Origin of the sequence: Microlunatus parietis, assembly GCF_013407955.1 — a bacterium.
Taxonomy (GTDB): Bacteria; Actinomycetota; Actinomycetes; order Propionibacteriales; family Propionibacteriaceae; genus Microlunatus; species Microlunatus parietis.
Genome location: NZ_JACCBU010000001.1, coordinates 6,763,354 through 6,775,992, shown reverse-complemented (window position 1 = coordinate 6,775,992; position 12,639 = coordinate 6,763,354). Strand labels below are relative to the sequence as shown.

Here is a 12,639-nt window from a genome sequence, read left to right as displayed (position 1 = left end):
GGCGAGACAGGATTCCGGCGTTGTTCACCGTACGATGGCCATCCGTGAACCGCGACCTTCTCGCCGAGTTCGGCCTCGATCCGGACGTCCTCCATCTCAACCACGGCGCCTTCGGCTGCGCCCCGATCGTCGTCCGCCGCGCCGCCGAGGCCTGGCGCGATCGCGCCGAGCGCAACCCGCACCGCTTCAACGGTCGCGAGCTCCCGCCGTTGATCAAGAACTCCCGGCAGCGGGCCGCCGCCTTCCTCGGCGTCGACGCCGACTCGATCGGCCTGGTCCGCAACGTTTCCGAGGGCGTCTCCTCGGTCCTCGCCTCGCTCGAACTCGCCGCGGGTGACGAGCTGGTCCTCTGCAATCACGGCTACGGAGCGGTACGGATCGCCGCCCAGAACTGGGCCGACCGCCGCGGCGCGGTGATCAAGATCGCCGAATTCGATCTTGGTGCGAGCGACGACGAGATCATCGCCGCCTACACCGCGCAGGTCGGCCCGCGGACCCGCCTGCTGGTGGTCGACCAGATCACCGCACCCACCGCCACGGTGCTGCCGGTGGCCGCAATCGCCGCAGCGGTCGACGCCCCGGTGCTGGCCGACGCGGCGCACGTCCCGGGCACCCTGCGAACCGACATCGCCGGCCTCGGCGTCGCGCACTGGATCGGCAACCTGCACAAGTGGGCCTACACGCCACGTGGCACCGCCGCCCTGTGGACCCGGTCCGACCTGCGTGACCGTACCTTCCCGAGCACGATGAACTGGCAGCTCAACGAGGGTTACGCGGCGGCCTTCGACCACCCCGGCACCTGGGACTACGCCGGCTGGCTCGCCCTCGGCGACGGCCTCGACTTCTGGGAACGACTCGGCGGCTGGGACCAGGTGCAGCGCCAGGCCGACCTGGTCGGGGCCGGCCAGCGGCTGCTCGCGGAGGCGTTCGGCACGTCGCTGGACGGGCTCGCCGTGCACCCGGCGCCGACGATGCGGCTGGTCCGGTTGCCCGACGCGATCGCCGACGCCGAGCAGGCCCGCCGGCTGGGCGACCGGCTCGCCGAGGAGTACGCGATCGAGGCCGCGGTCTCGTTCCGGCACGGGCGGGGCCAGGTCCGCCTGGCCGCGGCGTCGTACAACACCGTGGACGACTACGACCGGCTGGCCGCGGCGGCGACCAAGATCATCGCCGGCTGATCCCTCCAGGGCGGTCCTGATCGATCAGGAATCGAGAAGTGGCCGGCTCCGCGCCGCGGTTAGCGTGAACGCGTCGTACACGCCAACCACACAAGGAGCATCCGATGACCGACTCGTCGATCGAAGGCATCAAGACCGTCCTGCATCCCGTCACCGACCTGGCCGCCGCCAAGAAGGTGTACGCGACCCTGCTCGGCATCGAGCCGCAGGCCGACTCGCCCTACTACGTCGGCTTCGACGTGGCCGGGCAGCACATCGGCCTGGTGCCGGCCGGCGGTCCGCAGAGCCTGGCCGGGCCGGTCGCCTACTGGCACGTCGCGGACCTCGACGGCAAGCTGGCCGAGGTCGTCGCCGCCGGCGGCACCGTCCAGGAGGAGCCGCACAAGGTCGGCCCGGGCCGCCGGGTCGCCACGTTCACCGACCCCGACGGCAACGTGCTCGGCCTCCTCGAGGACGAATGATTGGATCGGCACCAGGACCAAACCCACCGTCCCCCAGCTACCACGATGGAGACCCGATGAGCACGGCCACCAGGACCCGGAAGCAGACCGCCCGCAAGGAGACTCCGGACCGGCACCCGGCGGACAGCCATGATCTGATCCGCGTCCACGGCGCCCGGGAGAACAACCTCAAGGACGTCGACCTGGAGATCCCGAAGCGCCGGCTGACCGCGTTCACCGGAGTCTCCGGGTCCGGCAAGAGTTCCCTGGTCTTCAACACGATCGCGGCCGAGTCGCAGCGGATGATCAACGAGACCTACAGCACGTTCGTGCAGGGGTTCATGCCGACGCTGGCCCGGCCCGAGGTGGACGTACTGGACGGGCTGACCACGGCGATCATCGTCGATCAGGAACGGATGGGCGCCAACCCGCGCTCGACGGTCGGCACCGCCACCGACGCCGATGCAATGCTGCGGATCCTGTTCAGCCGGCTCGGCAAGCCGCACATCGGGTCCCCGAAGGCGTACTCCTTCAACGTGGCTTCGATCAGCGGGGCCGGCGCGGTGAACTTCGAGAAAGGCGGCCGCACCGTCAAGGAGCGCCGCGATTTCAAGATCATCGGCGGCATGTGCCCGCGCTGCGAGGGCGTCGGCCGGGTGTCCGACTTCGATCTCAGCCAGCTCTACGACGACACCTTGTCGCTGAACGAGGGCGCGCTGCTGGTGCCGAACCACACCGGGGACAGCTGGTACGGCACCATCTACAAGAACTCCGGCTTCCTCGACGCGGACAAGCCGATCCGCAAGTACACCAAGAAGGAGCTGGAAACCCTGCTCTACAAGGAGCAGACGCGGATCAAGGTGAACGGGGTCAACGTCTGGTTCATGGGCCTGATCCCGCGGATCCAGCAGTCCATGCTGTCCAAGGAGCGGGAGGGCATGCAGCCGCACATCCGTGAGTTCGTGGACCGGGCGATCACGTTCCAGACCTGCCCCGACTGCGACGGCTCCCGGCTGAGCGAACTGGCCCGGTCGTCCAAGATCAAGAAGATCAGCATCGCGGCCGCCTGCGCGATGGAGATCAGCGAGCTCGCGGACTGGGTGCGCGGGTTGAAGGAACCGTCGGTCGCGCCGCTGCTGACGAAGCTGCAGGAGACCCTGGACTCGTTCGTCGAGATCGGCCTCGGCTACCTCTCGCTGAACCGCTCCTCCGGCACGCTGTCCGGCGGCGAGGCGCAGCGGACGAAGATGATCAGGCATCTCGGCTCGTCGCTGACCGACGTCACGTACGTCTTCGACGAGCCGACCATCGGCATGCATCCGCACGACATCCAGCGGATGAACAACCTGCTGATCCGCCTTCGGGACAAGGGAAACACGGTCCTCGTCGTCGAGCACAAGCCGGAGGCGATCGCGATCGCCGACCATGTTGTCGATCTTGGTCCGGGCGCCGGCTCGGCGGGCGGCGAGATCGTCTTCGAGGGTACGGTCGACGATCTGCGCAAGAGTGACACCCTGACCGGCCGGCATCTGGACGACCGGGCATCGGTCAAGGGATCGGTCCGGTCGGCCAAGGAGGTCCTCGAGGTACGCGGAGCGAACGCCAACAACCTGCGCGATGTCGACGTCGACATCCCGCTCGGAGTGCTGTGCGTGATCACCGGCGTCGCCGGCTCGGGCAAGAGTTCCTTGATCAACGGCTCCGTGTCCGGCCGGGACGGTGTGGTGACGATCGACCAGAGCGCGATCCGCGGCTCCCGGCGGAGTAACCCGGCCACGTACAGCGGGCTGCTGGAACCGATCCGGAAGGCGTTCGCCAAGGAGAACGGCGTCAAGCCGGCCCTGTTCAGCGCGAACTCCGAGGGCGCCTGTCCCACCTGCAACGGCGCCGGCGTGATCTACACCGACCTGGCGATCATGGCCGGTGTCTCGACCGTCTGCGAGGAGTGCGACGGCAAGCGGTATCAGGCCGAAGTGCTGGAGTACAAGCTCGGCGGCAAGGACATCAGCGAGGTGCTCGCCCTGTCCGTCACCGACGCGGCCGAGTTCTTCGCGACCGGACCCGGCGCGACGCCCGCCGCGCAGAAGATCCTGGACCGCCTCGCCGACGTCGGCCTCGGCTACCTCACCCTCGGCCAGCCGCTGACCACCCTGTCCGGCGGCGAACGGCAGCGGCTCAAGCTGGCCACGCAGATGGGTGAGAAGGGCGGTGTCTATGTCCTGGACGAGCCGACCACCGGCCTGCACCTGGCCGACGTCGAGCAACTGCTCGGGCTGCTGGACCGCCTCGTCGACGCCGGCAAGTCGGTGATCGTCATCGAACACCACCAGGCCGTCATGGCGCACGCCGACTGGATCATCGACCTCGGCCCCGGCGCCGGCAACCAGGGCGGCACGATCGTCTTCGAGGGCACCCCGGCCGACCTGGTCGCCGGCCGGTCCACCCTGACCGGCGAGCACCTCGCCGACTACGTCGGCGCCTAGTTCCGAACGCATCCGCGACCGCTCCACGCATCCGCGGCTGTTGCAACGGTCGCAGATGCGTGCAACGGTCGCGGATGCGTGGGGCCGTCGCGGACGGGTGCGTGGTCGCGGATGCGTGGGGCGGTCGCGGACGGGTGCGTGGTCGCGGACGCCTACCGCGGCCGACTCCGACCTGCTGTCATTCCCGGCCGGTATGCTCAGGCGTTCGTACGGCACCCCGGCCGAGGGACCTGGGGACGCGGGCACGGAAGGGTCACTCGATGCGCTTTGGACCGATGGAGTGGTTTGCGGGCAGCACCCTCCAGGCCCGACTGCGCGGACTCGGTGTGCTCGCCGGCCAGGTGGCTCAGCAGGCCCGCCAGGTCGCCGACGACGAGCACCGCTCAGCGCTGGACCGGGAGGCTGCGGCCCGCCACTCGATCGAGTCGGCCTCGGCCGGCGACGCGCTGATCCGGCAGGCCATGATCGATGCGGCCCGGACGGCTGCGCCGACCATCGACGAGGCGGTACGCCAGCTGGCGCCCGGCCTGGCCTCGCTGGCCCCGGAAGCACCGGCCTGGCGCAGCCCGGAGTCCGTCGGAGGCCGTACCGCCGAATGGGTGCGGGTCGGCCACTTCGCGCTGCCGGGCGAGCGGGCGCTGCCGGTGATCGCCCCGTTGCTCGGCACCAGCGGCTGGTCGGTGATCGCCGACCAGGCGGGCTCGGCCCACCGGCTGCTCAGCTCGGTCGCGGTCCGGCTGCTCGCGGCGGCCCAGCCGTGGCTGGTTCGGATCGACACCTACGATCCGCAGTTGACCGGAGCGATGGGCGTGTTGCGGTCGGTCAGCAGCGAACATCCGGACCTGCTGCCGCGACCGGTCCGAGCCCCGGCCGACCTGCGCACCGCGGTGGACGGGCTGATCGACGTCTCCGCCGCCCGGGCCGCCCGGCTCGCCGAGACCGGCTTCGCCACGTTCGGCGCGATGATGGCGGCGCAGGGCTGGAACCTCGATCCGTACCGGGTGCTGTTGATCTTGGACTATCCGGCCGGGATCGACGAGGCGATGCAGCAGGACCTCTTGCGGCTGGCCCGCACCGGCGCCGGCCGCGGGATCACGTTCCTGGTCGGCTGCGACACCACGGTCACGCCGGAGCGCGGCGTCGATCCGTACGAACTGATCGACCTGTTGTCCCCGGTCGAGATCCGCGGCGACGCGATCTCACTGAACTGGCTGCCGGACGTGCCGGTACGGATCGACGCCGACCTGGACGCCGCGACGACCGCCGGAATCGCCGAGTCGATCATCGGGCTCGCGACCAGGGCCGAGCTGCCGGTCGCACCGTTCGAGAACACGCTGCCCGGGCCGACGCCGTGGTGGCAACCGGTGGACGACGAGCTGCGGACTGTGGTCGGTCTGGACGACCGGGACCAGGTGGAGCTGCGGCTGCGCACGGGCAACCCGGCCCTGCCGCACGTGCTGATCGGTGGCGCGGTCGGGCAGGGCAAGTCCAACCTGCTGCTGGTGCTCATCCACGGGCTGGCGGCTCGCTACGCGCCGTCCGACCTCGAGATGCAGCTGCTCGATTTCAAGCACGGGCTGGAGTTCTCGGCGCTCGGACCCGGTCGGGACCGGGAGTTCTGGCTGCCGCACGCCCGGGTGCTCGGCGTGCACAGCGACCGGACGTTCGGGCTCGCCGTGCTGCGGCACGTGACCGAGGAGATGACCCGGCGCAGTGATCAGTTCAAGCAACGCGGCGTGACCGATCTCTCCGACTACCCGCCGGAGCCGGACCGGCCACCGCGGATCCTGCTGGTGCTGGACGAGTTCCAGGTGATGTTGGAGGACGACGACGACATCGCCGAGGAGGCCGCCCGGCTGCTGGAGCGGCTGGCCCGGCTGGGCCGTGCCTACGGCGTGCATCTGGTACTCGCGACACAGACGCTGGACGGGATGAGCCGGCTGGCCACCCGGCGGGGCTCGATCTTCGGCCAGGTGCCGATCCGGATCGCCCTGAAGACGACCTCCGCCGACTCACAGGCGATCCTGCGCGAGGGGAACCGCGCCGCCGGGCTGCTCCGGTTCCGCGGCCAGGCGGTGCTGAACCAGAACTTCGGCGATCCGGACGACAACCGGCAGATCCTGGTCACGTTCGCCGACAAGCCCAAGCTCGCCGAGCTGCGGCGGCAGTTGTTCGCCAAGGCCGGCCCGGCGGTACGGCCGCCGCGCATCTTCCACGTCGGCGAGCCGGCCCGGCTGCTCGACCTGGCCGCGGCGCCGCAGCCTGCCGCCGGTGCCGGGGTCGCCGCCTGGGCCGGGATGCCGATCGCGGTGACCGAGCAGCCGGTGACGATCGACGTACGACCGGAGCCGGGCGCCGGCGTGGTGGTGCTCGGCGACGGACCGGCCGACGCCTGGGGCGTGCTGAGCGGGCTGGCCGTCTCCTCGGCGCTCGCCGAAGCCGGCCGCCGGCCGGAGTTCGTGATCATGGACGCGGTCGCCGGCGATCCGGAGCTTGATCAACATCGGCAGGCCTTGATCAACGTCCTGACCGGGCTCGGCTGCGGGGTCGAGGTGGTCCAGGGTCCGGCCAAGATCATCGATGCGATCTTCGAGCTGCGGACCAGGCTCCGGGAGGGCCGGGTCAACCAGCCCAGCCACCTGCTCGCGTACGGACTGCACGCCGTGCCCCGGATGGCGGTCCAGCTTCCCGGTGCGTTCGTCAGCCCGAAGGACGCGCTGCAGGAGATCGTCCGGGAAGGCCCGGCGAGCGGCCTGATCACGTTCGGCTGGTGGAACCGGCTGCCGGTCGCGACCTCACAGCTCAGCTACACCAGGGCCGACGTGAGTGCCGCGGTGTTCCTGCGCCATCCTCAGGACGGCGTCCGCAGCGTCTGCGGTCCGCGGGCCCGGTGGGGTTCGGAGCCGTACCGGGCGCTGGTCTGGGACGGGATCAACCCGGAACCGATCCAGGTGGTGCCGTTCGCGCCGCTGACCTCCGCCGACGCGGACCACTTGGTGCGACGATGGGCGGCGTCATGAACGAACCGTACGATGCCGAAACGCACGGGCGCCTGTATGCCGAGAGCCTGACCCGGATCATCCGGGCCGGAGAGCGGGAGCGGGACCGACAGCACCGCGACGCGACCGGTCACCGGCTCGAGCTGGACGGCGCGGAGACGGCCGCGGCGAGCGCCGGCCGCCGGCGTGAGCAGCTGCGGCAGAACGCCGACGAGCTCGAGCAGTTCGCCGCCGACCTCCTCGCCCGGGCCCAGCTGCCCGTCGAGGGCGAGCGGATGGTGCTCGAACCGCCCGTGATCACCACGACCGCGGAAGCCGAGACCGCGATCCGCCGGATCGCCGACGAGATCGCCGTGACGGCCGAGGAGGTGATCCGCGAGCGGGAGGACCGGACCCGGAAGCTGCGCCTCGCGATCGTGATCGCCAGCTGGATCGTGCTGCCGGGAAGTCAGCTGCTCTGGGCCGTGCTGTCGTCGGGCAGCTGGTTCAACGGCATCGTCGGCGCGGCGCCGATCCTGCTGGCCATGTTGGCCGCGCGCAAGGCCGGGCTGGAGCTCGGTCAGGCGATCACCGGGCTCGCGGTCATCGCGGCGTTTGTGCTGTCGTTCCTGATCGGCGGATCGTTCCTGTCGACCCTGCTGATCCTCTTCCTGATCGTGGCCGGGATCGTCGCGGTGATCAAGATGCCGCGAGACTGGGTCCTGAGGCGCCGTCTGGCCGCGCAGAACCGTACGAATCCCGGCGGAACCGAACCCTGGAACGAAAGTGAGGTCTGAACTTGTCCGATCTCGAACAACTGAAGCAGGCGCTGTACGAGGTGGCGTCGTCGGCCAGGCAGACCGCCGGCGGGCTCGGCGACTTCAAGCAGAACTTCAGCCAGCACTCGGCCCGGATCGAGTCCTTGATCTCCGGCACGTCCACCGGCGCCGACCGGCAACTGGTCGAGCTCCTGGACGGTGCGAACAAGGCGATCGAGGCGGCTGCCCAGGCCCTGGACGCCGCGGCCTCCGGCGCCACGGGTTACGCCGACCAGATCTGACCCGCCGCAGCCCGTGGACCTCGAACCGGAGCTGACGGCTCTGGCCGCCGAAGCCCGTGGGATGGCCGGCCGGGTGGCCGCCTCGACGCCGGACCTGACCGGACTCGGCGACCGGGTCGCCCAGGTCCTCGGCGGCACCGTCCGGCGCTCCGACATCGCGATGGCCGGCCTGATCGATGGGACGTCGGGCCGGCTCAACGAGGCCGTGGCCGCATTGGCCGAGGCGGCGGCGAGGGCGGACGCGGAACTCGCCGCCCGCGCCCGGGGCGGTTCCTGATGGCGTCGTCCGACCTGCAGTCGATCATCGACGACCTGTCCGGCCTGCTGGCCCGAACACCCGCGCTGACCCAGGACTGGGCAGCCGTCGCCCGCTGGTGCGAGCACAAGATCGACGTGCTGTCGGCCCGGTCCGGCGAACCCGGCCTCGGCCCGATCCTCGCCGCCCTGGAACAGGCCGCCGTCGCGCTGCACCAAGCGATCGGCGACCACAGCTCGGGCCACCCGGGACTCGCCGAGGTGCACCGGGTCGGCACCTGGTGGATCGCGGAGACGCAAGCCACCGGCATCCCGCAGACCGGCGCTCCCCCGGCGCACTGGAGTCCCGGCGGATCCGGCTCGACCGAAGGCCCATCCGGAACCGCGGGTCCCGCAGGTCCGGCGGTGCAGCCCGGCCCGCCGGCGCCGCAGTTCCGGCTGAGTCGGGTCGTCACCCGCCCCGGCGGCTTCTCGGCCCCGAGCGGCGGCTATCTCACCGCCGAGGACCTGGTCACCAGCTTCGACCCGGCCAAAGACGCCAACCTGCCGCAGGTGACCCACGAGGACGCGACGAAGTATCTGGACGCGCACCGCGCCGACCGTCCCTGGCTCGACTTCACCGCGAACCCGCACCCCGACCTCGACCATCCAGATGTCCTCCGAGCCCTGGTCGCGATCGACCAGGGCGGCGGCCACGCCCTGTCCCGCCACGAGGGTTTCGCCGCGAGCGGTGACCGGCTGAGTCTCCGAGTCGCCGCGCTCGAGGATCCAGCCCAGACCGATCCGGCCAAACGACGTGCGGGTGTCGACGCCTTCAAGGCCGGGCGCCTGTCGCACGTCTGTCAGACCAGGGCCACCGCGATCACCGACCCGATCGCGTTCCTGACTGCGTATATTCACGCAACCAAACATCCGGACGTGCGCGCGATCCTGGATTCCGGTGTAGTACGTGGTACTCGTCCTTGGGTGGTTCTCCCCGTGCTGGATCTGCTCGGCGCCAACGGTCATCGATTCTGCGCCGGTGTTCAACTCGAATCCGACAACGGTGACCTCAAGCTTGCACGAGCACGCCGGGTTCGGTGGATCAAGTCTGGGCGCCCAGCCGGAGATTCGACTCAACCGGAACCAACCACGTCGCGAATCCCGGACTTCTCCGGAGCGGATGTCGTGATCGCGCTTGGTGTAGGCGCCAAGGGCAAGGCCGAAATCCGCACGCTTTATGTCGACCTATGAAGGAGGAGTGAGACTGTGAGGTTCAGAGACCGACCATGGGTCAACGGAAACCCCGATGAGATCGAGTACGGCTGGCTCTACCGCATCTTGGAGAACTATCTCAACCCGGAGATCAACGACTTCGAGGAGTTGCAAGGTTTCGTTCAGTCTGGTGATCCCCTATCGAATGTCTTCAAACGACAGCTACGGGATGCGATGGAGGGTTTCAACGACGGGATCGAAGAGAATATTGGCTCCATAACAGCCTTTGACGACGGATCTGGGATGCTCTACCTGCGCCGCCTGTGGCGCGACCTCTACCCCGGGGAGCCCGTGCCTGGTGGCGACGACGAGTTCCGCGAAACCCTGCGCCGGACCATTCTCCAGGACCTGGATGAACTGCCGGAAATGCTGATCCACTACATCGACTTCGACCTACCGGATTTCCGCCCAGCCGCCCGCGCCCTCTGGGAACGCCACTTCCCCGACGAACCCGTACCGCAATCCTGAACGTCGGCACGCGCACGTCGACTCTGACGTCAACGACGCCGAATCGGGATTTCAACCTGTTCCGGATTCGGGACACTCGGTTGCTGGTCCGTGACTTCATCGAGCGGACGCGTTGACCGGCGGAATCGTTCGAAATCGGGGTCAACGCGTCCACTCAGTGATGGGCCGGTCGGGCGGACTGCCCGCGCGGCTGGTCGAGCCGTCGAGGCGACCACCTGCGGTGAATTTCAGGGTGGAACTGCGACAGCCGAAATCTCAGAGGATGACGCCCGCGGCCCGCATTCTGCAATAGGCTCGTTCGGCGTTAGGAATCGACACAGTCGGTGTTCGAACCGGGCCCGCCATTCGCGGGTGAAGGTGGGTGGGTCCGCGGTATCCGCGTTCGGTCAAGGATCGCGTGGACCGTTTCGGCGGTCTCGGGAAGGTCCGGCATCCGGCCGTGGGTGACCCGGACGATCCGGTATCGGGCGGCCTCGTGTCGTGCAATGTCGCGACTCCATTGCATCGGGTCGGTCCGGTGCTGGTCTCCGTCCTACTCGACGATGATCATCAACTCTTCGAGGCGAGGTCCATCCCGGTCGATCGGCACGTCGACGCCGATCCTCCGATTACGGGCGGGCTCCGGGAGACCGGCCGACGTGAGCAGCAGCCGCAGTTCGTTCCCTCGGCGAAATCGACCCCGGTCCGGGTCGGCGCAGCCGCACGCCGGGCCAGGCGGCCCGCGACCCGACGCCCGCTCGGCCCGATCCCGGAGCCGGTCCGAAACCGCCCGTCCGAACCCGGACCAGCCAGTCCGCCGGAGCCACGGCGGCCACGGGATCGCGGTCGGCGCAGGCGGCGAGCCAGGCCGTCGGCCGCCGGCAACCGGGCGACTCAATCGTCTTCGAGGGCACCCCGGCCGACCTCGTCGCCGGCCGCTCGACCCTCTCGCCGACGACGTCGACGCCCAACTCCGAACGCATCCGCGACCGCTCCACGCATCCGCGACTGTTGCAACCGTCGCGCATGCGTGGGGCGGTCGCGGATGAGTGCGTGGTCGCGGGTGCGTGACGTGGCCGCGGATGTGGTGGGGGTCGCGGATGCGGGGAGGTTCGCGGACGTGAGGTGGTCGCGGACGCCCGGACGGTCCCAGATGGGTGAGGCGGTCGCGGACGCCCGGACGGTCCCAGATGGGTGAGGCGGTCGCGGACGCCCGGACGGTCCCAGTGGGTGAGGCGGTCGCGGATGCACGGACGATCGCGAAAACACGAGGCGGTCGCGGATGCGGCGGCGGTCGCGGACACCCGGGGTCCCAGATGGGTAGGGCGGTCGCGGACGCCCGGACGATCGCGAAAACACGAAGCGGTCCCAGATGGGTCGGGCGGTCGCGGACGCCCGGACGATCGCGAATGCACGAAGCGGTCGCGAATGCACGAGGCGGTCGCTGATGCGGCGACGGGCGCGAATGCGCGGACGATCGCGAATGCGGGCCGGTGGCGAGCCGGGGTCGCTCGTGGACGGGTCGCGGTTCGGCGAACTGCGGTTACGCTGCTCCGGTGATCGGGTGTGCGACGGAGTAGAAGTAGCCGAGGTCTTCGGGGTAGCGGCCGTCCGGGTGCCGGGCCAGGAGGCGTTGGCGCAGGTCGGCTTCGAAGTCGGCGGCGTTCGGGCCGAGGGCGCGGCGGGTCGAGTTCGAACGCGAATAGACGTGGCCGATCACTTCGTCCAGCGTGCGTTCCCGGGCCACGACGAAGGAGCGGTGGCTGACGCGGTAGCCCTCCTCGACCAGCAGGTCCTCGTGGGAAACCTTTCGCTGATCGGGCGGGCTCTGGTCGGAGGTCGGAGTGGCCGGCGGATTCGACTGGTGCCAGTCCCGGATCGCCGTCCGGACCACGGATTCCCAGTCGGGCAGGGGCTCGCCCGGGATCCGTCCGGAGCCCATGATCACCAGCGCTCCGCCGGGCCGCAGCCAGCCCCGTGCCGACCGGGCGACGGCTCGCCGGTCGAGGCGGTGGAAGGCGTTGGCGACGGTGATCAACTCCAGATCACCGTCGGTGATCGAGAGTCGTTCCGCGCTGCTGCAGGTCCAGCGGATCTCGACCCCGGCCCGGGCCGCTTCCGCCGCGCCGACCTTGATCATGTCCGGCTCCTGGTCGACGGCCCACACCGTACGGAACCGCCGTGCCATCGGGATCGCCACCTGGCCGGTACCGCAGGCCAGGTCCAGCAGGACCCCGTCGCCCGTCGCGCCGGCCACGCCGACGATCTCGTCCAGCATCGCGTCGGGGTAGCCGTCGCGATAGCGCGCGTAGTCCTCCCCCGCACCGGCGAAGAGATCGGGAGCGAACTCCGGACGCAACGGGAACTCCGGCCGTGGGCGGGTGGGTTCGGCGTCCGCGGTGGTCATCGTCGAAGTCTAGGTTGGTGCTGTGACCGAGGCAGAGGAGGTTCTCGCGGTCGTTCGGCTTCGGGCGGAGGCGCTCGCGGCCGTGATCCCGACCAGTTGCGGGAGCTGATGCACGAAGAGTGTCGCTGGACCTCCTA

Annotated in this window: 10 protein-coding genes; 9 read left to right on the top strand and 1 reads right to left on the bottom strand. The window is 69.8% G+C overall.

Annotated features, from left to right (window positions below):
• Positions 1-44 precede the first annotated feature (44 nt).
• The 9 genes from BKA15_RS32570 (at position 45) to BKA15_RS32530 (ending at position 10,116) form a co-directional block, all read left to right on the top strand.
• The gene (locus BKA15_RS32570) at positions 45-1,178 is read left to right on the top strand and encodes an aminotransferase class V-fold PLP-dependent enzyme (RefSeq protein ID WP_179757788.1); all 1,134 of its coding nucleotides are present in this window, start codon (positions 45-47) and stop codon (positions 1,176-1,178) included.
• 104 nt (positions 1,179-1,282) lie between these two features.
• A complete protein-coding gene (locus BKA15_RS32565; protein ID WP_179757787.1) occupies positions 1,283-1,639 on the top strand; it encodes a VOC family protein in 357 nt (118 codons plus the stop codon).
• Between the two features lie 56 nt (positions 1,640-1,695).
• Positions 1,696-4,101, top strand: a complete 2,406-nt coding sequence (locus tag BKA15_RS32560; protein ID WP_179757786.1) for an ATP-binding cassette domain-containing protein — start codon at positions 1,696-1,698, stop codon at positions 4,099-4,101.
• A 260-nt stretch (positions 4,102-4,361) separates the two neighbouring features.
• A complete protein-coding gene (locus tag BKA15_RS32555) occupies positions 4,362-7,121 on the top strand; it encodes an FtsK/SpoIIIE domain-containing protein (protein ID WP_246322473.1) in 2,760 nt (919 codons plus the stop codon).
• Positions 7,118-7,876 carry a hypothetical protein gene (locus tag BKA15_RS32550; protein ID WP_179757785.1) on the top strand — a complete coding sequence of 253 codons (759 nt, stop codon included), beginning with the start codon at positions 7,118-7,120 and terminating at the stop codon, positions 7,874-7,876. The genes BKA15_RS32555 and BKA15_RS32550 overlap by 4 nt, the downstream gene beginning before the upstream one ends.
• A gap of 2 nt (positions 7,877-7,878) precedes the next feature.
• Positions 7,879-8,139, top strand: coding sequence for a hypothetical protein (locus BKA15_RS32545; RefSeq protein ID WP_179757784.1), 261 nt, complete (start codon positions 7,879-7,881; stop codon positions 8,137-8,139).
• A 13-nt stretch (positions 8,140-8,152) separates the two neighbouring features.
• On the top strand, positions 8,153-8,416 hold the full coding sequence (locus BKA15_RS32540; protein WP_179757783.1) for a hypothetical protein: 264 nt from the start codon (positions 8,153-8,155) through the stop codon (positions 8,414-8,416).
• On the top strand, positions 8,416-9,627 hold the full coding sequence (locus BKA15_RS32535) for a hypothetical protein (protein WP_179757782.1): 1,212 nt from the start codon (positions 8,416-8,418) through the stop codon (positions 9,625-9,627). Before BKA15_RS32540 ends, BKA15_RS32535 begins: the two co-directional genes overlap by 1 nt.
• Positions 9,628-9,642: 15 nt before the next feature.
• Positions 9,643-10,116, top strand: coding sequence for a hypothetical protein (locus BKA15_RS32530; protein WP_179757781.1), 474 nt, complete (start codon positions 9,643-9,645; stop codon positions 10,114-10,116).
• A 1,522-nt stretch (positions 10,117-11,638) separates the two neighbouring features.
• Here the strand turns inward: BKA15_RS32530 and BKA15_RS32525 are convergent.
• Entirely contained in the window at positions 11,639-12,502 is an 864-nt protein-coding gene (locus BKA15_RS32525) for a class I SAM-dependent methyltransferase (protein ID WP_179757780.1), read from the bottom strand.
• Positions 12,503-12,639 lie beyond the last annotated feature (137 nt).